Annotated in this window: 22 protein-coding genes; 10 read left to right on the top strand and 12 right to left on the bottom strand. The window is 34.7% G+C overall.

The genetic code is table 11. The features are described 5' to 3' along the window. Nucleotides 1–11: 11 nt before the first annotated feature. The 3 genes from CLV90_RS15440 to CLV90_RS15430 all read left to right on the top strand — a co-directional run bounded on the left by CLV90_RS15440 (nt 12) and on the right by CLV90_RS15430 (nt 3,673). Nucleotides 12–1,640 carry an SGNH/GDSL hydrolase family protein gene (locus tag CLV90_RS15440; RefSeq protein WP_133688416.1) on the top strand — a complete coding sequence of 543 codons (1,629 nt, stop codon included), beginning with the start codon at nt 12–14 and terminating at the stop codon, nt 1,638–1,640. Nucleotides 1,641–1,807: 167 nt separating this feature from the next. Continuing rightward, nucleotides 1,808–3,316, top strand: coding sequence for a F0F1 ATP synthase subunit beta (gene atpD, locus CLV90_RS15435; RefSeq protein WP_133688415.1), 1,509 nt, complete (start codon nt 1,808–1,810; stop codon nt 3,314–3,316). 78 nt (nt 3,317–3,394) lie between these two features. Beyond that, nucleotides 3,395–3,673: a F0F1 ATP synthase subunit epsilon gene (locus CLV90_RS15430; protein WP_133688414.1), complete on the top strand. Its 279-nt coding sequence runs from the start codon at nt 3,395–3,397 to the stop codon at nt 3,671–3,673. Nucleotides 3,674–3,727: 54 nt separating this feature from the next. On the opposite strand, the gene CLV90_RS15425 is transcribed toward CLV90_RS15430, so the two are convergent. The 10 genes from CLV90_RS15425 to CLV90_RS15380 all read right to left on the bottom strand — a co-directional run bounded on the left by CLV90_RS15425 (nt 3,728) and on the right by CLV90_RS15380 (nt 12,572). Then, nucleotides 3,728–3,934, bottom strand: coding sequence for a helix-turn-helix domain-containing protein (locus CLV90_RS15425; RefSeq protein WP_133688413.1), 207 nt, complete (start codon nt 3,932–3,934; stop codon nt 3,728–3,730). Nucleotides 3,935–3,936: 2 nt separating this feature from the next. Then, the gene (locus CLV90_RS15420; protein WP_133688412.1) at nt 3,937–4,437 is read right to left on the bottom strand and encodes a DUF2975 domain-containing protein; all 501 of its coding nucleotides are present in this window, start codon (nt 4,435–4,437) and stop codon (nt 3,937–3,939) included. A 2-nt stretch (nt 4,438–4,439) separates the two neighbouring features. After that, complete coding sequence (locus CLV90_RS15415) at nt 4,440–4,946, bottom strand: DUF2975 domain-containing protein (RefSeq protein WP_133688411.1); 507 nt, start codon at nt 4,944–4,946, stop codon at nt 4,440–4,442. A gap of 211 nt (nt 4,947–5,157) precedes the next feature. After that, a complete protein-coding gene (locus tag CLV90_RS15410; RefSeq protein WP_133688410.1) occupies nt 5,158–5,850 on the bottom strand; it encodes a hypothetical protein in 693 nt (230 codons plus the stop codon). A gap of 3 nt (nt 5,851–5,853) precedes the next feature. Further along, nucleotides 5,854–6,081 carry a hypothetical protein gene (locus tag CLV90_RS15405; protein ID WP_133688409.1) on the bottom strand — a complete coding sequence of 76 codons (228 nt, stop codon included), beginning with the start codon at nt 6,079–6,081 and terminating at the stop codon, nt 5,854–5,856. A gap of 118 nt (nt 6,082–6,199) precedes the next feature. Further along, nucleotides 6,200–6,721, bottom strand: coding sequence for a hypothetical protein (locus CLV90_RS15400; protein ID WP_133688408.1), 522 nt, complete (start codon nt 6,719–6,721; stop codon nt 6,200–6,202). Nucleotides 6,722–7,095: 374 nt separating this feature from the next. Next, nucleotides 7,096–7,635 (bottom strand): GNAT family N-acetyltransferase, encoded by a 540-nt coding sequence (locus CLV90_RS15395; RefSeq protein WP_133688407.1) that lies wholly within the window; start codon nt 7,633–7,635, stop codon nt 7,096–7,098. Nucleotide 7,636: 1 nt separating this feature from the next. Further along, the gene (locus CLV90_RS15390; RefSeq protein ID WP_133688406.1) at nt 7,637–9,436 is read right to left on the bottom strand and encodes a M61 family metallopeptidase; all 1,800 of its coding nucleotides are present in this window, start codon (nt 9,434–9,436) and stop codon (nt 7,637–7,639) included. 74 nt (nt 9,437–9,510) lie between these two features. Then, nucleotides 9,511–9,921 (bottom strand): response regulator, encoded by a 411-nt coding sequence (locus tag CLV90_RS15385; RefSeq protein WP_133688405.1) that lies wholly within the window; start codon nt 9,919–9,921, stop codon nt 9,511–9,513. Then, nucleotides 9,918–12,572 carry a PAS domain S-box protein gene (locus tag CLV90_RS15380; protein WP_133688404.1) on the bottom strand — a complete coding sequence of 885 codons (2,655 nt, stop codon included), beginning with the start codon at nt 12,570–12,572 and terminating at the stop codon, nt 9,918–9,920. Before CLV90_RS15380 ends, CLV90_RS15385 begins: the two co-directional genes overlap by 4 nt. A 306-nt stretch (nt 12,573–12,878) precedes the next feature. Here CLV90_RS15380 and CLV90_RS15375 point away from each other — a divergent pair, with 306 nt between their 5' ends. The 3 genes from CLV90_RS15375 (at nt 12,879) to bioD (ending at nt 15,211) form a co-directional block, all read left to right on the top strand. Then, nucleotides 12,879–14,036, top strand: a complete 1,158-nt coding sequence (locus CLV90_RS15375; RefSeq protein ID WP_133688403.1) for an aminotransferase class I/II-fold pyridoxal phosphate-dependent enzyme — start codon at nt 12,879–12,881, stop codon at nt 14,034–14,036. Nucleotides 14,037–14,203: 167 nt separating this feature from the next. Further along, nucleotides 14,204–14,587 carry a putative signal transducing protein gene (locus tag CLV90_RS15370; protein WP_133688402.1) on the top strand — a complete coding sequence of 128 codons (384 nt, stop codon included), beginning with the start codon at nt 14,204–14,206 and terminating at the stop codon, nt 14,585–14,587. 6 nt (nt 14,588–14,593) lie between these two features. Beyond that, nucleotides 14,594–15,211, top strand: coding sequence for a dethiobiotin synthase (bioD, locus tag CLV90_RS15365; RefSeq protein ID WP_133688401.1), 618 nt, complete (start codon nt 14,594–14,596; stop codon nt 15,209–15,211). On the opposite strand, the gene CLV90_RS15360 is transcribed toward bioD, so the two are convergent. After that, nucleotides 15,206–16,642, bottom strand: coding sequence for an ArnT family glycosyltransferase (locus CLV90_RS15360; RefSeq protein ID WP_243835486.1), 1,437 nt, complete (start codon nt 16,640–16,642; stop codon nt 15,206–15,208). The genes bioD and CLV90_RS15360 overlap by 6 nt on opposite strands. Nucleotides 16,643–16,750: 108 nt before the next feature. Here CLV90_RS15360 and bioA point away from each other — a divergent pair, with 108 nt between their 5' ends. The 4 genes from bioA (at nt 16,751) to CLV90_RS15340 (ending at nt 21,391) form a co-directional block, all read left to right on the top strand. After that, a complete protein-coding gene (bioA, locus tag CLV90_RS15355; protein ID WP_133688399.1) occupies nt 16,751–18,025 on the top strand; it encodes an adenosylmethionine--8-amino-7-oxononanoate transaminase in 1,275 nt (424 codons plus the stop codon). Nucleotides 18,026–18,033: 8 nt separating this feature from the next. Continuing rightward, nucleotides 18,034–19,245, top strand: coding sequence for a beta-ketoacyl synthase N-terminal-like domain-containing protein (locus CLV90_RS15350; RefSeq protein ID WP_133688398.1), 1,212 nt, complete (start codon nt 18,034–18,036; stop codon nt 19,243–19,245). 113 nt (nt 19,246–19,358) lie between these two features. Further along, nucleotides 19,359–20,453 carry a biotin synthase BioB gene (gene bioB, locus CLV90_RS15345; RefSeq protein WP_133688397.1) on the top strand — a complete coding sequence of 365 codons (1,095 nt, stop codon included), beginning with the start codon at nt 19,359–19,361 and terminating at the stop codon, nt 20,451–20,453. Between the two features lie 77 nt (nt 20,454–20,530). Then, a complete protein-coding gene (locus CLV90_RS15340) occupies nt 20,531–21,391 on the top strand; it encodes a cupin-like domain-containing protein (protein WP_133688396.1) in 861 nt (286 codons plus the stop codon). A 19-nt stretch (nt 21,392–21,410) separates the two neighbouring features. Here the strand turns inward: CLV90_RS15340 and CLV90_RS15335 are convergent, their stop codons facing one another. Next, nucleotides 21,411–21,887 (bottom strand): regulatory protein RecX, encoded by a 477-nt coding sequence (locus CLV90_RS15335; protein WP_133688395.1) that lies wholly within the window; start codon nt 21,885–21,887, stop codon nt 21,411–21,413. Nucleotides 21,888–21,901: the final 14 nt, after the last annotated feature.

Below are 21,901 nucleotides of genomic sequence, written 5' to 3'. Positions count from 1 at the left end.
CAAAAGTTGAAATGAAAAACTTAAAATATTTATATATTTCTTTAGGCATATTAGCTTTTACGGCTTGTAATGACCCAGAAGACGTTGATATTAATCCAGTAGAAATGGCTGAAGAGCTGCCTGTGTTAACAGCAGGGTCGGCAGATTTTTCTAATTATGTTTCTTTAGGAAACTCGTTGACGGCAGGTTTTACTGATGGTGCATTGTTTCAGGCAAGTCAGAACCTTTCTCTTCCTAACTTACTTTCTCAAAAATTCAGTCTTGCTGGTGGTGGTAGTTTTACCCAGCCATTGACCAATGATAACATTGGTGGTTTGGCACTTGGTGGTACTCGAATTCAAAGCCCTAGATTGGTTTTTGGTGGTGCTGGTCCAGTGACTTTAGAATCGATAATTGGAGATGTAACGGTTACAACCGATATTGCATTGAACAACCCGACAGGTCCTTTTAACAATTTAGGAGTACCTGGCGCAAAAAGTTTCCACTTACTAGCGCCAGGTTATGGTAGTTTGGATAATTTTCCTACTGCGGCCAACCCTTATGCAATTAGAATTACTGGCAATACCAACGCATCAATTTTAGAATTGGCAGTAAGCCAAGCTCCGAGCTTTTTCTCTCTTTGGATCGGTAATAATGATGTACTAGGCTATGCTACTACAGGTGGTGACGGTACAAATCCTATTACTCCTGTTTCAGGAGCACCAGGTCAAGGTTTTGATGGTAGTTATGGAGCTTTAATTGCTACGCTGACTGCAGGAGGAGCAAAAGGTGTTGTTGCAAATATTCCTAATGTTACAGATGTACCACATTTTACAACCGTACCTCATAATCCTTTAGATCCTACAAATCCAGATTTTGGACCACAAATAGCGACATTGAATGGAATCTTCGGTCAGTTAAATCAGGTTTATGCCTTTTTAGGGGTGCCAGAGCGTTCTATTGAATTCTCAACAACCGCGGCTAGTGAAGTAGTTATCAGAGATGAAACGTTAACAGACTTATCAGCTCAAATTGCTGGCGTATTAAGTGCTAGTCCAACGTTCCCTGCATTTGTAGAGTCGTTTGGCTTACCAGTGCAAGCAGCACCATTAGTTGCTGGTTTATTAGGTAGTACTTACGGTCAAACAAGAGAAGCAACTGCAGATGACTTGTTTGTATTGCCAAGTGCATCGGTAATTGGAACTGTAAATTTAGAATCTGTAGGTGCTTTAATGGCGGCAGGTTTGCCACAAGCATTGGCAGGTCAGTTTTCTGTTGAAGGTATATCACTTCCTTTAGAAGATAAATGGGTGCTTATACCTAGCGAGCAAGAAGAGATTGCTGTAGCTACAGCGGCATTCAATCAAATTATTGCAGCAACAGCTAGCCAAGCAGGTTTAGCTTTGGTAGACGCAAATACATTATTGAATCAATTGGCAAATGGTGGTATTACAAGCGGACAATTTACATTAACAGCAAGTTTGGTTACTGGTAGCGCCTTCTCCTTAGACGGTATTCACCCAACGGCTAGAGGGTATGCATTGTTGGCAAATGAATTTATGAAATCAATTGATGCAACTTATGGTTCAAATTTTGAAGCATCGGGTAATTTATTAAATGTAGGAGATTATCCAACAAATTACTCTCCGGCTTTACAATAAAAGTAAATAAAATAGTAAGATTTAAAAGGTGCTTTTTTGGCACCTTTTTACTTTTATAAAAAAGCGAAAAAACAATTTTTCTTTAAAATTGAAAACTATATCTTTGCAGCCTGAAAATGAGAGCATTTTTCAGGATATATTAAATGTAATACATAAACAAATAAGTAATGTCAAAAGTTACAGGTAAAGTTTCGCAAATCATTGGACCCGTGGTTGATGTAGAATTTCAGTCAGGTGCTGATCTTCCTAGAATCTATGATTCCTTAGAAATTGTAAAAAAGGATAACTCGATTTTAGTATTAGAAGTACAATCTCATGTAGGTGAAAACACGGTAAGAACCATTTCAATGGATTCTACCGATGGTTTAAGCAGGGGAGTAGATGTAGTTGCTACAGGAAGTGCGATTCAAATGCCGGTAGGTGATGACGTATATGGTCGTTTATTCAATGTTATTGGTGATGCCATTGATGGTTTAGGTAATTTACCTAAAGCAGGTAAAGCGGGTCTTCCAATACACAGAGAAGCACCAAAATTCGAAGATCTTTCAACTTCTACTGAAGTTTTATTTACAGGTATTAAAGTAATTGATTTGATCGAGCCTTATGCAAAAGGTGGTAAAATTGGATTATTTGGTGGTGCTGGTGTAGGTAAAACGGTATTGATTCAAGAATTGATTAACAACATTGCAAAAGGTCATGGTGGTCTTTCTGTATTCGCAGGTGTTGGTGAAAGAACTCGTGAAGGAAATGATTTACTTCGTGAGATGTTAGAATCGGGTATTATAAAATACGGTGATGATTTCATGCATTCTATGGAAGAAGGCGGATGGGATCTTACCAAAGTTGATAAAGAGGCAATGAAAGGTTCAAAAGCGACATTCGTTTTTGGTCAAATGAACGAGCCACCAGGAGCACGTGCTAGAGTTGCACTTTCAGGTTTGACAATTGCTGAGTACTTCCGTGATGGAGCAGGTGAAGGTCAAGGTAAAGATGTACTTTTCTTCGTAGATAACATTTTCCGTTTTACACAAGCAGGTTCAGAGGTATCGGCATTATTAGGTCGTATGCCATCTGCGGTAGGGTACCAACCAACGTTGGCAACAGAGATGGGTGCAATGCAAGAGCGTATTACATCAACAAAAAGAGGTTCTATTACATCAGTACAGGCGGTTTACGTACCTGCAGATGATTTAACAGATCCAGCACCGGCAACAACGTTTGCTCACTTAGATGCAACAACGGTATTATCTCGTAAAATTGCTGAGCTAGGTATTTACCCAGCGGTTGATCCTCTTGATTCAACTTCAAGAATTTTAACAGCTGCTATTTTAGGTAAAGAGCATTATGATTGTGCGCAAAGAGTAAAAGAGCTTTTACAGCGTTATAAAGAACTTCAAGATATTATTGCCATTTTAGGTATGGAAGAATTGTCTGAAGAAGATAAATCTGCCGTAGGTAGAGCAAGACGTGTACAACGTTTCTTATCTCAACCTTTCCACGTAGCAGAGCAATTTACAGGTCTTAAGGGTGTTTTAGTTGATATTAAAGAGACTATAAAAGGCTTTAATATGATTATGGATGGTGAATTAGATCACTTACCAGAATCTGCTTTCAACCTTAAAGGTACTATCGAAGAAGCTATTGAAGCAGGTGAAAAAATGTTGACTGAAGCGTAATTAAGTTCAGAGTTCAGAGTTCAGAGTTCCGAATTGAAACTCATAACTCATGACTCATAACTCATAACTAAAAGAGATATGTATTTAGAAATTGTATCACCAGAAGCAACATTATTTGCAGGCGAAGTAACTTCGGTTACGGTACCAGGTATAAATGGTGAGTTTCAAATGTTAAAAGACCACGCCCCAATTGTATCATTGTTACAAGAAGGGAAGGTTAAAATTTCAGGTAATATTTCTTTAGATGAAGAATATGCCTCTAAGTTCACAAAAGATGCTAGCGGTAGTACTGTATTACAAATTTCTAGCGGTACTATAGAGCTTAAGAATAATAGAGTTATTGTACTTGCAGATTAACTAGTACATTTTATTATAAATTATAAAGGCTACACTGAAAAGTGTAGCCTTTTTTTATTCTTTTTCATAAGCTAAAATATCTGCAGGCTGACAATCTAAAGCTTTACAAATAGCTTCTAGTGTAGAAAAACGAATTGCTTTAGCTTTACCTGATTTTAGAATAGAAAGGTTGGCTTCGGTAATACCAATCATTTCAGCAAGCTCTTTACTCTTCAGATTGCGTTCAGATAATACGTTGTTTAAGTTTACGACTATGCTCATGGTTATATGGTTAAGTCGTTTTCAGATTTTAAATTAAATGTCATTTTCAAAATATCACTTTGGATAATAAAATACAATCCAACTATAGTTATGAATATTTGGAGTAGTAAATTATTGTCAAATGTAATTTCCGTTGAAATATCTAAAACTATCTGTTTCACAAATATTAAAGCAAAAGTTAGGAAGTTTAAAAGCGAACTGAAAATTAAGAACTTACCTGATTTTCTTAGGTTGATTTGAACTGACGGACCGAAACTAATGCTGTTTGTCATTATACTAGCTACGTTCTTTAGGTATTTGACTCCTATTATTAATAAGACATAAGCAACAGTGGACATAACTAATATTAGCCATGAAATTACATCCCATTCTTGTACGAACTTATTTTCTTGAGCAATAGAATTTAATCCTTTTGGTCCTAAAAAGAGTAGTACAAAAAGTCCAAGACAAAGAACATAGAATAATATATCAATTAGTGTTTTAAATAGTTTGGTGTGTCCCATGGTTATATAGTTAAGTCATTTTCTTGTTTTAAATCATAGCCATCTTTAATTAATTGGGCAACAATCAAGAGAAAAAATGCAATTACTAAAAGTGGTATTCTATCACTTAGGGCAGCACCAAAATCTCTTCCTAAATTATATGCGACAGATTCTCCTTTAACTGCAGGTTTGTTTAGAATATTCTCAAAAACTCTGATAATAAATATACCGGCTGAGTAAAATAATAAACCTCTACCGATAGATGTAAAGCTGAAGCCATTTTTTGCGGAAAAAACAGAATCTGTATGTAATGTATAGATAGTTTTTCTGAATTTTATTAAAAGCCATAGTGCATAACTTAATAATATCAGATTGAATATTACAAGAATTAGGTCAGAATTAGATGATATTATATTTGACGAAGAGTTTAAATATTTTAGTAATGACCCACCCTTTTCTAAAATTGAAATAATTACTGTAAATATTAATAGGTTAACAAAGAACTTAAATGCTGTAGTATAGTTTTTCATAATATAATTATTGTTTAACGATAACAAATATATAAAAATTATCGAAAAACAATAATAAAATTTAATAAAAATGATTTGTGATATCTTTTTTATTAGTAAAATTTCATAGAGGTATAGGTTAAATTTGTATCGTTATTACGTATTCACGTTCTTATTTTTACAGGTGTAAATGTGACGCTTGCGCTAGCGGTGGGCGACAAAATCTTATATTTTACACATTTTTGTAATACGGATAAATAGGCTTTATCGTTTCAAGGCGATCCTTTAATGTATTAAAATAAGAATGCCAGATTTTATATTTTGATTGAGATATAACGCTATCCCATTTTTCCAATTTTACATTAAAATTAGGATCATCGCATAATTTAGAAATGATTAATCCTCTAAACAAATGATCTAATCCACCTACCAAAATCTCCTTCCAATATTTTCCTTCGGCCTCTAAGCGGTCCATTTCCTTTAGTACGTTGGGCAAGTAGGAGTAGGTGTCTATAAAAGTCTGACCTGGACCTTGGGCATAATCCACAATTGCATGACCCCATTGGCGGAATGAATCTAACTTCTTGAAGTTCAATTTGGTTACGGCATCCATATAATCTTTATTATGTACATCATGAATTGTTAAAAGAATATTATCCCCTTTCTTTATGTGTTCAAATGAATTTGTGGGAATACCTATTTCAAAAATTATTTTTTCAACCTCCTTAAAAGAAATACGGAAAGGTCCCGATAAATGATTCCAGAGTTTAATTGCGAACTGTAGATACAATTGCACATAAAAATTTTCAAATTCTTTTCTATATAAAACAGGCCTTTTAGACTGAAACCTATATCCTTCCTCTTTAAAAAATGGATGAGTTACAGCAAATAATTCCTTTTTTCCTTCCGTTAGTTTTATTTCCATAGTCTATAACTTACTTGAATCTTTTATAAATTCAACATCTAATAACCCAATAGTTCCCACATCATTAGTGCCATGATCATTAAATTTTATCACTTTGGATTGCTCTACATTAAAACTTTCATTTAAATTCAAACTAATTGGTCTACCATCAATTATACTTTCTTTATCAAACTTCACCTTTAACTCCACCACACCACCTGAGGTCTCTTTTGTATGATTAAACTTCGTCATCTGTGCGGGGGTAAAAAGGTTGTCGGGGCTTAGTTTGTTCTCGATGGCGATAATGTCTTTAATAAACAGGATTATTAAGTTAATGTTTTTCTGTTCGATTAGGCAGAGATTTCAAGCTTCAATTTTCGTTTTTAACGATAACCTTATAATCTAGATTATAAAAGAAAACATCTGTCAGGCCAGCTTCTTCTATGGCTTTTCTTAATCTTTCAGATACAATAAACGTGTAACCATCAAATAAGAAATCATATTCCTTTTTTAAGGTTAAAATTGAAGGGATAAATTCATAATTCTTGTAGTTAGCTTTTTTTATCTCAAGTAGCTCATAGTATGATGATGCTTTTACGATTGTTATGTTGTCTTTATCATTTTTATTTATTTTTTTAAATATTGAATTTTCAATACTTAGATGTGGAAAGTTCCATTGTTTTATTGGATAAAATAACCAATATTTATATTCGGTCTTTTTTTGATAATTGTCAACTTTTAGTTCTAAGAATTGATCTTCCGTTAAAGTAAAATTATTTAAAACTTTGAATAATTGGTCACTTATACAAATACCTCTAGTAAATGGTGTAAAAGCAGCTTTATGCCATTTCTGACTTCCACCACCGCTAGACCATAGCATGGTATTTCGCAATATGGTTCATTAAAATCTAACTGTTCGTGATCTGGAACATTTGTATCTATATATAATTGAATAGGTTTAGGGTTTTCCCATTTTTCCCTGTTTCTTAGTAAATGTGTATCTAACTGTAAACGGGCAATTTCTTCTTGGCTACAGTATAGAAACCAGTATTCATCAGGTGAAAAAATTTGATAATATTTCATTATTAATAAGTATCTAAGGTCTGTTTACAGTAGCAATTCTGTTTGGAACATTATTTAATTTTCCATCGAACAAATCATTTACATAGGTATTTTCTTTTACAGATTTATCCAGTAATATTTAGTAATCTAGATAATTATATATTTAATTCCAGTTTAAATAAACATTCATAGACATAACGTTTTTTATAATGCACCCGTCTTCAAAGAAATCAATTCCCAATCTTGACCTAAAGAACTATACGTACATACTTTTTCAAAACCTACGGCGTAATGAGCTCCTAAAGAGCGAGTATTGGTTGCATCTACTTCTGTGATAATGGCATCGTAAGTTGGGTAGGAGGCTATTTTCATGGCGTTATAAAGTCCGCGGAAAATCCCCATTTTTCTATGGGTCTTAGCTACGCAAATTTGCCCCATGGTAATGAAATTTTGAATGTTGACGTTTTCTAATTCTGTAAACATGGGTCTTAAAACAGAAATCTCATCTTTAAAATCTTCGGTCATAGATAGCACGTAACCAACGACTTTATCTTCATCTTTCGCAATGATGTGCGGACAAGCATTATTCATTCTAGTAAGAATATCTAAGGTGTGGTGAACAGTAAGGAAACCCTCTTGTTCCATTTCTAAAACAGAAACAGATGATTTTAAATTCATTTCTTGTAAAGAGAGAATTTGTATTAATTCTTCAGTAGTTGTGGCAGTCGTATATATCAAATTCATTTTAGTCAACTTTTAACCAAGCTTTACGGGCTTTTAATATTTTTTTTGAAGGAGCTTCCTCATTTTTCTCAATCAAGCTAATAGAATAGTTCGGGTCAGCGGTCAAGGCGACTTCTGTTTTCCTTTCCAATCCATCTCTTAAAAAGCTTATTGAAAGATTGTCATTTGGCTTAAATTGATTTTCTATGAACTTGTTGAACTGAATACCGTTTGGGAAGTTATCGCCATTTATTGTGGTGATAATATCGTCTTTATCTAGCCCAGAAAGGTAAGCGGGACTCCCAATTTTAGTATTGCTTCTAATTTTACCATTTAAATCGTCTGTTATAGATACAGCGGCACCAAAATAAGCCGCTTCTGTGTTTTGAGATAAACTTACACCTACGGTTTTAAATAGTTCGGTATAGCTTGGCATTTCGCTTTTGTAAATAAAACTATTGAAGAAGTGATCTCCAAACTCCTTACCAGCATAAAGGTTTAAAGCCTTATTAAGATTTTCTATGGTATATGGCTTTTCAGTTTTTCCGTAGGTATTCCAAACCAGTTTCATGAAATCATCTAAATTCAAGTCTTTCTCTCTTAAAGAAAGGTCAAGAGCCAAACCGAGAACGCTACCGTAAGAATAGTAAGAGATAAAGGTATTTTCTCTATTTACAGGATCTACTGAGGTTGATGCATCTACGAACGGAGCTTGGTAACTCATTTCTATGGGATTGAAAAATTGTCTTGCAGGTGAATTCCAAACATAGTTGAAAGTTCCGGTTAATCCTTCCACATAATTTTCAGGTGTAATTAATCTTGCGCGGCATAAAATTAAGTTCGTGTAGTAACTGGTAAAACCTTCTGCAAACCAAAGCTCGCCGCTCATATTGGCTTCTTCAAAATTGAAAGGTTCTAAAGATTTTGGTCGTATACGTTCCACGTTCCAACTATGAAAAAACTCATGAGAAACGGTACCGATATTACCATCCATTCCTCCGTTGGCTAATGTCCGCGTACTGGTTAAAATGGTTGAGTTTCTGTGCTCCATACCATCACCAGAGGCATTTGGCATATAGCAAGCTAAAAAGGTATAAGTGCCATAGTCAAAGGTTGGTAACTCTCCGAAAACATTTTTTTCGGCAAGCACAACTTTCTTCACTTTTTCAAAATAGGTATCGGCTTCTACTTCGGTACCAGGGTCGTGTAATGCTAGTTTTATGGTTTGCCCGTCTACCTTAAATTCTCGTACTTTATGGTTGCTTAATTCCGTCGGGCTATCCATAAAATAATACAGATTGGGTGCGCTATAGGTATTGTCTTTTACGTGTGGTAATTGGGTAGCGACTTTCCAATTTAAATCTTCTCTAGTTTTAAAATCTACTTCAATTTTTCTTTCATTAAGTGAAGGAGCATACATAAATGTTGCCGGAATATTTAAATGCGCATGAGACTCATCTATTTGAGAATAGGTACCATCGCCTCTATTCGCAAAAAGGGTATATGATATTTTAACGGTACCATCATGTCCCGATACTTTCCATTCGCATGGGTTGGTTCGGGTAATTTGAAGGGCATTTCCTTTACTGTCTATTGCCTTAAAGTTATATACGTTTTTTGCAAATTCATGTAAAGCATATCTACCTGGCGAAGTTCTGCTCATTCTAAGTGATAGCGTATCTTCAGGCACTTGCGGAAATGTAGCTGAAATAGTAGCCTCGTGATGAACGGCATTTTCGAAAGAGATGGTGTAGTTGTTGGTTTGTGCAACTAATTGTACTGATTGAAAACAAAAAAGTAATACTGTAATAAGGTAGCGCATATGATGATTTTTAGCTAAGATACAGAAGCTAATTCATGTTATATGCAGTTAAATTTTATAAAATGTACTGTGAATTATATAGTTTGATTTTTTTCGAATCTATCTTCAATAGTTTCTTTAATACCGCTTAATATATATTCGGTAATTGGTTTTGTAACGAAATCTATAACTAAAGATTTTTTCTTTAAGCGCTCTATGTCATTGCGATAGGCAGAAGAAGTTAAGATAAAAACCATACAGTTATCGGTTTTTGCAAATGTTTCTAATTGATCCATAAATTCCCAACCATTCATTACGGGCATGTTTAGATCTAAAAAGATGATATAATTACTTGTATCTGAATACTCTTTTTCTAAATATTCTATAGCAGGTTTTCCATTAGAAAAATTAATAGTTTCCCCTTTTAACTGGGCATGTTTAATTCCTTTTTCTAATAAAAAAGTGAATATGGGATCATCTTCAATTAATAATATTTGGTAATTCATTTAATATCTTCTATTTCAATCGCATTAATGGTATTTTCCACAATGTCTTTAATGACATGGTCAATTTCATCTGCAGAAATAATTATATAATTAAGAACTTGTTCTCTTTCTTCCGGTTGTAATTTCTCCTTGTCATCTCTTAAAAGATCTACTAAACCCATTAACCTGGCAACAGGAGCCCTTACGATGTGAGACTGAGTCCATGCAATTTTTTTAAGCTGAGCATTCTGTTCTTCTATTGCTTTTAAGTGCTGAACTTTAGTAGTGACATCTTTCGAATTTACGACAATACCCTTAATTGTAGCTTCATTTAATTTATTAGTTACTATAGTTTCTAGCCAAACCCAATGCCCATCACCATGCTTAAACCTGAATGGTTTTATAGCGATTTGTGGAGTATCTAAAACTTTAATAAACTCATTGTAAACAGCGTCAAAATCTTCTGGGTGAACATGTTTGAAAGCACTTGTACCTACAAATTCTTCAGGTGTAATATTTAAAACTTTAGTTGAAGTTGGACTAGCATATGAGAAAACTGCCTTTTCATCAACTATGCAGATCATATCACTGCCTTCTTGTACCAATGTTTTGTATCGACGTTCGCTATTTTCTAATTTCTCTTCAGCTTTTCTCTTTTCTGTAATATCTCTCGTGGTAACTACGAGCCCGTTTATAGATGGTTCGTTAATCTGATCGGTGATGATATTCTCAAACCATTTCCATTCACCATTCATATCTTTAAACCTAAATGGTTCTATTGATATAGACGCATGGTTTTTTATAGAATAAAATTTGTCTTGAACTCTTTGTAGATCATCGGGGTGAATATAATCAAAGGCATTGGTGCCCATATAATATTCAGGATCACCACCAAGTACTTTTTTTGAACTAGGGCTTACATAGGTGAAATTCGCCTCAAGATCAAGAATAGAAATGATATCGCTACTTTCTTGAACCAGTGTTTTAAAACGGCGTTCACTGTTTTCTAATTGGAGCTCAGATTTTTTCTTTTCAGTATTATCTTTAGCAATACAATAGTAAATGCGATCTTTTTTATCCCACGTAGAAGACCAAAGCATAGGTACTATCGCTCCGTTTTTATGTTTATATCTATTTTCAAAATTGACGACTTTTTTGCCAGATAAAACCGATTCGGCAGAATCTTCGGTCAATTTAATATCTTCATCATAAACCAAATCAAGATATTGGGTACCAATAATATCTTTAGGATCATAACCCCAAATTTGTTTACACGCTCTATTTACGCTTAAAAAATAGCCTTCTTCATCCATAGTACAAATAATGTCTAGAGAAGTGTCCATTATTTTTTGCAGTTCTTCTTTAGCACTTATAAGTACTTGTTGAGATAATACCTCTGAAGTAATATCTTTAGAGAAGCAGGTAATGCCAATTTTTTCACCTTCCTTATTATAAAGAAGATTAAATGATGTAAGGCCATAGGTCGTCCAAAATTTTTCAGGATCTTGAATTTTTTGTTTCACAGAAAAGGCGCCACTAGTAAGAGCTCTATTATAGTACGCTTTCCATTTTTTTGTTACCTGCTTGGCCACATGTTTAGAGAAAACTAAATCACCTTCATTAAAAGGTTTGCCTTGAATTTTTTCAACTAGTTGATGAAATGCGGTATTTGCGGTAATTAGTTTAAATTCTAAGTCTATGCACCACATTAAATCCTTGGTACTATTGATCATCGCTTCTTGGTTATTTTTAACCCTTTGAAGCTCATAGGTAAAATTCTTTTTTTCAGTAATATCTTGTACGGTACCGTACATTAATTGTGGTTTCTTATCGTCACTCCAATGTAGTACCTTCCCCTTGTCTTGTATCCATTTATAAGTGCCATCTTTTTGAAGCATTCTATATTGAACACTACACCCATTAGATGGGTAGCTTAAACATTCAGCCATTTTAATTTTTACCTCTTCTAAATCATCTTTATGAATTAGACTAAACCAGGTATCGGTTTTAAAATCTGATAAAGATGAATTTTCTAGACCATAAATATCTTGGGCTTGTTCGTTTAATGTAAGTACGTTATCAATAAGATTGCGTTCCCAAATTCCTATTCCTGTTGCGGTAACAACATTATCCAAAAGCTTGCCTTTTCTTTCTAAATCTAACTGCTGTTCTTCTTCTTTCTTTTTAGATTTACGAAGATCAAGTAAATGAACAACTTGTTTGGCAAGTGTTCTAAGGCTTTTAATTTGAAGCTCGTTAAGTTTTCTTGGTGCGTAGTCAATAACACATAAAGTACCGAGACGAGAACCATTTTCAGCTGTTAACGATGCGCCTGCATAAAAACCAACATTAGGGTCACCAATAACAAGACTGTTGTTGCTAAATCGATCGTCTTTATGAGTGTCTTCTACAATTAATACATCAATGTCTTCGCTTATGATATGTTTACAGAACGAATCTCTTATAGGTGTTCCAGTAGTATCTAAACCATGGTGAGATTTAAAAAATTGCCTTTTATCATCTACCAAAGAGATTAGGCTTGTTGGGGTATTGCAAATAGAGGCTGCAAGAGATGTTATTTCATCATAGATAACCTCTGGGTGCGTATCCATAATGTCATAAGACATCAATGTTTCTAATCTGTTCGTATCTAATATATTACTCCCGTTCATTTAATCCTTATCAAAAGACATATACTTAATCTAATACTTTAACGTCAAAGTAGGAAATTTCTTTAAAAAAAGACGCAAAAATATGATATTAGTTTATCTTTCACCTATAATTTTATAGTTTTTTTCATAGATATATAGTTTTTTTGAATTTGTAAGTGACTATTAGTCAGATTTATAAAATGATTTTATCAGTAGATTTAGAATAAGTTTGATCTATTTTTAACAATGCAGATAAATAGCTTAGAAATATTACAGGAATTCGTTAATTACATTACAATCATTTCATAGAAAAGCTATTTTTGCGCCATGATCCAACTACCCATAAAATTACAGAATATCTTGGCAGAACGTAAAAAGGAAGAAACCTTTCGTTCGCTAGAGTCTGCCGAAGGCTTAATTGATTTTCTTTCTAATGACTATTTAGGTTTTGCTACCAATGAAACTTTATTTTCTAAGACGTTTCAGCTTTTATTAACAGAGAACGTAGCATCAAATGGGTCTGGCGGGTCTAGGTTATTGTCGGGCAACCATAAATTATATAAGCGATTAGAACCGCTATTGACCGGGTTCTACAAAGCAGAAGCAGCCTTGGTGTTTAATTCTGGTTACGATGCCAATATGGGGTTGTTCAGTGCCGTACCCCAACGTGGCGATTTAATTTTTTACGATGAGTTTATACATTCAAGCATACGCGAGGGTATACGCATGAGCAATGCGAAAGCATATAGTTTTTCGCATAACGATTTGGCAAGCCTCCAAGAAAAGGTAAAACTAAATACTGCTAGAAATGAGCATGAAGATTATGCCGTATATGTAGTTACTGAAAGTGTTTTTTCTATGGATGGTGATACGCCAGACTTAAAAGCATTTGCAGAATTTACTACAGCCAATACGTATCGTTTAATAGTAGATGAAGCCCATGCGGTTGGGGTTTTAGGAAAGAACGGAGAAGGATTGGTCCCAGAATTAGGTCTAGAGAGAGATGTTTTCGCGAGAACAGTAACATTCGGCAAAAGCTTTGGTTGCCATGGCGCAGCTATACTTGGTTCTGAGAATTTAAAAGATTATTTGGTAAATTTTGCCAAACCATTAATATATACCACAGCATTAACGCCACATACCTTGGCAACAATTATTACAGCACATAAGTATTTAAGTGAATTGGGGAAAGAACCTAGAGAACTATTAAAAGATCATATAGAATTCTTTAAAAAGCAGCTGGTAGCCTTTAAAATAGACCATCATTTTATACCAAGTTCTACCGCAATACAAGGTTGTATTATACCAAGTTCAAAGAAAGCAAGGCAAGTATCTAAAAAATTAACGGACAAAGGCTTTAATGTCAAAGCAATTTTATCGCCAACGGTGCCAGAAGGTCAAGAAAGACTTAGAATTTGCTTGCATAGTTTTAATTCTAAAGAGGAAATAGGTCTATTGGTAAAATTGTTGTCTAGTTTTATATAATGAACTCATCTTGACTTTTTCTTTTACCTACGGATTATACATTTTGCACCCTAATTTTGTTATTTTTGAGTTCCGTAGCTATGGCTATGTAAATAAAAAATGACTTCATTACGGCACGAAAACCATAATTCTCGGTTCCAAACAAAAAGTCAAGATGAGTTCAATATATGGAAGATAAATTTTATCAGCTAGCCTCTTTTGAATACGTTGCCGATGTACAGATTGTAAAAGGTAAATTAGAGTCTGAAGGGATACCAGTTTTTCTTAGGGATGAAAATACTTTAAATTCAGATCCGTTGATAAGCAATGCGATCGGGGGAGTCAAATTACAAGTGTATTCGAAAGATAAAGAACGGGCAATCGCTATTTACGATGAGATAAGAGCCTATGCTGTTGATAATGATGGGGAACCTGTTGTTTGCCCTAATTGTAAAGCTCAAAAATCTGAACCATATTATAACAGCAAGGGAGTATTTTATAAACTTTTTCCATTTTTTGAAAAAAGAAAATATAAGTGCCTAAATTGTGGAATGATTACTAACTCAAAGTAAGAATACATGCATAAGATATTTGTAACAGGAATTTCAACAGAGGTGGGTAAAACTATTGCATCGGCAATTTTTACCGAAGCATTACAAGCAGATTATTGGAAACCTGTACAAGCAGGTGATTTGGATAACACTGATACAGATAAAGTAAAGAGATTGATATCTAATGAGAAATCTAAATTCCACCCAAGCAGCTATAATTTAAAAGCAGCCATGAGTCCGCATGCAGCAGCTGAAATTGAAGGTATTGAAATTGATAGATTTCATATTAATGAACCAGAAACAGACAACAATTTAATTATTGAAGGATCTGGTGGTATTTTGGTTCCTTTAAATGAGGAAGATACCATGTTCGACATCATCATGCCCGATTATAAAGTTGTGGTGGTATCTAGAAATTATTTGGGAAGTATCAACCATTCGTTATTGACCATAAATTGGTTGTTGCACAAAGGTTATGAAGTTTCTGTATTATTTAGTGGAGAGGCGAATCCTCATACAGAGAATATTATTCTTCATAAAACAGGAGTATCCTTAATAGGGAGAATTGATGAAGAAAAAGAATTTACCAAAGAGGTGATTAAAAAGTATGCCAATAAGTTTGAGGGTATTTTAAGAACATTATAGTCGTTGTAAAATTTCAGCATTATCAACCGTAGCATACACTTTATAATGTTGCGCTAAATAGGCATCTATATACTCATTTTCCTCAATTTCTTTTTTATCTAAAATTCGCCGACCTTTTCGTATTACAACAGTTTTTGGTTGTAATTCTTCCATAATATAGGTAAGTTCCTCGATAGAATTTTTTCTGGGATTAGCAAAAAAAGGAAATAGCTCATCTCTGCAAATATTACTTGGGTGTGTAGAAGCTGTAGTAGGTGGTAAGGTGTCTAAATTCCAGTATCCTATATGATATTCAAAAAATAGGATGTTCTTCGTATCTAAATTATGCTCTAAAATATACTGTGGAGCCGCAAAACCTTCCCCATTAAAGAAAGTACCTTTTTCAAATTTGTTTTGTATAACATTTACATATTCCAGGTAACTTTCTGCAGGAATTAATAACGCAATAAACGCGGCATAAATTGGTAATTTCGGCTTGTATTTTAGTATTAAATTATACATAACTATCCCTACAAGAATAAGTAGCATAGGGTGTAATTGTATAAGGTAGTGCCCATTGATTCTTCCACCTTTCACAAATGAAAATAGTACACCTAAAATTGCAATTATTAAAAATTGAACTGTTCTATTCTTAAAATCAAGGCTTTTACTTTTAAAGGCATATAAAAAGAAGAGTCCCGTAATTACAAATATGGGTGCCAGCTTAAAAATAGTATATCTTCTAGCCTCTGTATATTCTAGTGGTGCTAGTACTACAGATTCCCACCAAATATGAGTTTGGTTGCTTAAGTAATAGGGTATAATAGTCGCAAAAATTACAGTTGTAACTCCGATGCCAAATAACAGAATAGACAAGAAAGAAATTTTCTTCTCTGTTAATAAAGCTTCGTAAACCAAGAATAGACCAATAAACAAAATAGGGAAAGCCATATTCAATTTTACCATAACCGTAGCGCCCATTAAAAGTCCGGCAAAGAAAATGTAACCAAGAGATTTTTTAGTTTGCAGAATGTAAATGGCAGGCACAAATAAGGCAATACATATATGTTCGGACATAACACCTTGTAGACTACCAAAAAGACTTAATAGAACAATGCAAAATGCCCCAACAAGAATAGAAGCCTTTTTAGGTATCATCTTAAATGCAATCTTATAGGTGTAAAATGCAGTAATGACTACTAAAAAGACACCGGCGAGCCGAATAGCTATAAAGCTTTTGCCAAATATTGATATAATGCCAGCGAAAAAAGCAAAAGTTAAAGGCGGTTTTAGATCCCATAACTGGGTATAAGGTAAAAAACCATTGGCCCAAGATTGACCTAAAAGAATAAAGGTACTTTCATCGCGATCTATGTAGTCTCTAAAGAAAAAAGGAAAACGAATAAAAAAAGTGATTAAAAAGAACAGGAAAAATACAGCTGTATTCTTCAATTCGGAAAAATTTAAAAACGCTTTTTTGTTTCTTGTTAAGGGCATCTCTTTATTGCGGTTTATTTCCCGATCTTTGCAAGATAGATAAAATGAAGAATTATAAATTCTATGAAAAAGGAAAATCTATCTAGTCGAGATAAAAAATATTTATGGCATCCTTTAACACAACATAAGTTGGGTAAACCGCAATTACCTATAACTAAAGCAAAGGGTGCTTTATTGTTTGATGAGGAAGGAAATGAATATATAGACGGTATTGCGTCTTGGTATACCGTAATGTACGGACATTCAAATCACCATATTATTTCTACAATGACCGAGCAAATGCAAAAGTTAGATTTTGTAATGTTCAGTGGCTTAACTCACGAACCAGCAATAGAATTGTCTGAAAAATTAATGGCCATTTTGCCCGATAATCAAGCAAAATTATTTTTCAACGATAACGGTTCTACTGCTATTGAGGCAGGTATAAAAATGTCACTTCAGTATTTTCATAATAACGGAGAAAAAAGAGATACCCTAATTGCTTTTGAAGATGGTTTTCATGGCGATACATTTGGGGCAATGAGTGCATCTGGTCTATCGTCGTACAACGGTCCGTTTGAAGATTTTCTTTTAAAAGTGGTTCGAATACCTACTCCGCAAAAAGATAATATAGAAGAAGTAAAAAGTAAGCTGGCTGCAATTTTGAAAGATAATAGCTGCGCAGCATTTGTTTTTGAACCATTAGTGCAAGGTGCGGCAGGTATGAAATTTCATTCAGCCGAAGGGTTAGATGCTTTGATTGTTCTTTGTCAAGAACATGAGGTATTATGTATTGCCGATGAAATAATGACCGGTTTTGGTAAAACAGGTAAGAATTTTGCATCAGATAATTTATCGAACAAGCCCGATGTTATATGTTTGAGTAAGGCGTTAACGGCAGGTATGTTTCCGTTGAGTATTACCAGTTGTTCGCAAAAAATTTATGATCGTTTTCTTAGTGAGGAGGTGCATAAAGGTTTCTTTCATGCGCATACGTTTAGCGCGCATCCTTTAGGGTGTGCAGCTGCATTGGCGGGAATAGAACTTTTGAATTCTCCGGAAATTATAGAAAGAAGAAGCTATATTGAAAATGAACATAAGTCATACGCCAATAAAATTCAGAATCACAAAAAAGTAAAAGAGGTAAGGGTAATGGGTGCTATTCTTGCTATAGACCTTGAAATAAAAATGGAACGTTATGGTAATTTACGTGATCAACTTTATAGCTTCTTTTTGGAAAGAGGGGTTTTATTGCGGCCTTTAGGTAATACCATTTATACATTACCGCCCTACGTAATTACAGATGCCCAACTCCAGAAAATTTACGACGCCATCAGTGAGGCTTTAGATACATTTTAGATTAGAATTTGAAAGAAAAAATATCCATAACAGCCATAGCTTCGATGTCACCTTTAGGTAGCACATTAGAAGAAACTTGGGCGGCTTATCAGAACAACGAACATTATTTTTCACTAGTTGAAGAGAATGAAGGTAAATCTTGGGTAGCGCCATTATCACTATCTGCACGATTAAAAGTAGATGAACTTAGAGCGTCTGATAGTAAATACAAAAAATTAGATGATAGTGTACTTTTTGCGATGGTAGCTTCAAGAATGGCAGTGAAGCAATCTTGTTGGGAAAACACAACTGAATTCGGAATTAATATGGGCTCGTCTCGTGGGGCAACCAAGTTATTTGAGCAATATCATTCAGAGTATTTAGAAACAGGTATTTCATCAACATTAAGCTCACCAACAACCACATTAGGTAATATTTCATCATGGGTTTCTCATGATTTAGGAGCAACCGGACCAGAAATATCACATTCCATCACCTGTTCAACAGGTTTGCATTCGGTGTTGAACGGAGTGGCGTGGTTAAATAGCGGAATGGCAACTAAGTTTTTGGTAGGTGCGAGTGAAGCTTCGCTGACCAATTTCACTATTGCTCAAATGAAGGCATTAAAAATTTACGCAAAAGCACCCGAGACTAACACTGGTACAGTAGTCGATATGTCAACGGTAGCTGAACGTAGCCGAAACTACCCTTGCCAAGCATTAAATCTGAAAAAAGAATACAATACCATGATTTTAGGCGAAGCAGCTTCAGTCGCTTGTCTAGAAACGGGAGTGGTAAAAAATGCCTTGGCAATAATAGACGGAGTAGGGTATGCAACAGAAATATTGAAACATAACACTTCCATTTCGGCTAATGCCGTATGTTTTCAGAAATCTATAAAAATGGCTTTGGGTAGTTTGAATCCTGCTGAGGTCGATGCTATTGTGATGCACGCGCCAGGCACTATAAAAGGAGATTCATCAGAATATAATGCCATTAAAGAAGTATTTGGTGATGATATGCCTCAACTAACAACCAATAAATGGAAAATAGGGCATACGTTCGCTACCTCGGGTATGCTAAATCTAGAGTTGGCAGTACTGATGTTACAACATAATCAAATGATCTCGGTGCCCTTTACTGAGGCACAACTAAATAGTAGAAATATTAAAAAAGTACTGGTAAACGCAGTTGGTTTTGGCGGTAATGCAGTGAGTATTTTAGTAAGTAAAAACGAATAAACGAAGTTAAAAGAGAACAGATGTAGCGGCTTGGTAATTTTTTTAAAACCTACCAATTATTTTTTCAATTTAAATTCCATTATTTTTGAACCCTGGTAACAACCTAAGATTATATGAGCGAAGCAAGACACAATTGGTCAAAAGAAGAAATTTTAGAAATATACAATATGCCTTTAATGGAGCTACTTTATGAAGCTGCAACTGTGCATAGAAAAAATCATGACCCTAATACGGTACAAGTTTCTACCTTACTTTCTATAAAAACTGGTGGTTGTCCAGAAGATTGTGGGTATTGTCCGCAAGCTGCTCGTTACCATACCGACATTGAAGGTAACGATCTTATGGCTGTTTCTCAGGTTAAAGCTCAAGCGCTTAGAGCAAAAGCATCAGGTAGTTCTCGTGTATGTATGGGTGCTGCATGGCGAAATGTAAAAGATGGCCCTGAGTTTGATCAAGTTTTAGAAATGGTACGTACCATTAACAAGCTTGACATGGAGGTTTGTTGTACGTTGGGTATGATCACCGAGAATCAGGCAAAACGTTTGGCAGAAGCAGGCTTGTATGCATACAATCACAATTTAGATACTTCAGAAGATTACTATAAAGATGTTATTTCTACACGTGCTTTCGAGGATCGTTTAGATACTATCGAAAATGTTCGTAAAAGTAATGTAACCGTTTGTAGCGGTGGTATTATTGGTATGGGTGAAGCGTTAGAAGACAGAGCAGGTATGTTAGTTGCTTTGACATCATTGAATCCGCAACCAGAATCAGTACCGATTAATGCATTAGTTGCCGTAGAAGGTACACCAATGGAAGATATTGAGCCAGTTTCTATTTGGGATATGATTCGTATGGTAGCTACTACTAGAATTGTAATGCCAGAGACTCAGGTTCGTTTATCTGCAGGTAGAACTGAAATGAGTAGAGAAGGGCAGGCAATGTGTTTCTTTGCAGGTGCAAATTCTATTTTTGCAGGTGATAAGTTATTGACGACTCCGAATCCTGATGTAAATGAGGATATGGCGATGTTTAAAATGTTAGGTTTAAATCCGCAAAAGCCGTTTACAAAGGTATCACAACCTAAAACGGTAGAAGCAGAAGATTCGCAAATTCATTCTTTAGGTGAAAAACCAAAATGGTCTAGACCTGGTCATTCTATTGAACGTAATGAAACTGCGAAGCAAAAGGCTAAAATTGTTGACTAAGACTACATTAATACATTTTTAAGAAATTATTTTCTTTACGTTAATTACCTTTGGCTTCCCTAAAAAACCATGTGTAATTGAAGTTAGCAGATATTCCAAGGGTAAAACATATTACCAAAGACACTTTTATTAACGACTACTTTAAGACTCAGAAGCCTGTTGTTTTAGAACGGGCTATTGAAGACTGGCCTGCTTTTAACAAGTGGAATCTAGATTATATCAAAGAAGTAGCGGGTGATATAACCGTGCCTTTGTACGATGATAGACCGGTGCAGCATAAAGATGGTTTTAATGAACCGCATGCCAAAATGAAAATGGCAGAATATGTGGATCTGTTAAAGAAGGAGCCTACTAAGTATAGAATTTTTCTTTGGAATATTTTAAAGGAAGTGCCTGCGCTACAGAAAGATTATAAGTTTCCGGACTTCGGATTAAGGCTTTTGAAAGGAGTGCCAATGATGTTTTTCGGTGGAAGAGACTCTTACACGTTCATGCATTACGATATCGATTTGGCGAATATTTTTCATTTTCATTTCGATGGAGAAAAGGAAGTAGTACTTTTTCCTCAGTCAGAAACGGAGAAGCTTTATAAAGTTCCGCATTCCCTAATTACACATGAGAGTATAGATTTCTCGAATCCTGATTATAATAAGTGGCCAGCTTTGAGAAAAGCAAACGGATTTAAAACGACCCTTTCTCATGGTGAAGTCTTATATATGCCAGAAGGTTATTGGCATTATATGAAATACAACACTCCGGGGTTTTCAATGAGTTTACGAGGGTTAGCGCGTAATCCTAAGAATTTGGTTAAAGCATCTTATAACATTGTGATAATGCGTTACTATGATGTGCTAATGCGCAAATTAAAAGGACAAGATTGGATAGATTGGAAGAATAAAGAAGCAATTTCTAGAACCAACAAAAATCAAAAAGTTTAAATAGAAAATTGAATGCGTATTATTTTATAAGCTCAAATGTTTTCTCATACACTAAATGACTTTCCCAACCACGGTATAAAAGGTAATCGGCTAATTTTTTTCTCCGCTTTTGAATATTGGTTTCTGTAATCTGCAGTAGTCTTTTATGAGCTAAATCATCTAAAGTAGTTAGGTAAGCTTCTGGTTCAATTTCTTTTAAGGCGGTGGTAATATTGTATTTAGAGACGTTTCTGAATTTCAGCTCTCTAACAATTCTATTTTTCCCCCATTTTTTAATAATGAATTTACCACGAGCAAAACTTTTGGCAAAGCGTTCTTCATTTAAGAATCTGTCTTCAATAAGATGGGCAATAATAGTATCGACGGCTAATGGGATCATACCCATGTCTTTCAATTTAGAAACCACTTCTTTATGGCAGCGATCTTGATAAGCACAGTAGCTTTCTATCTTTTTTGTGGCTTCCTGAACGGTGTAGCCTTTTGATTTTTGGTTCAAATTTGAATTTTAAT

The sequence above is a fragment of the Maribacter spongiicola genome (genome assembly GCF_004364165.1).
GTDB lineage: Bacteria > Bacteroidota > Bacteroidia > Flavobacteriales > Flavobacteriaceae > Maribacter > Maribacter spongiicola.
Note: the sequence above shows the minus strand (reverse complement) of the source record. Positions and strands in the feature narration are given on the sequence as shown.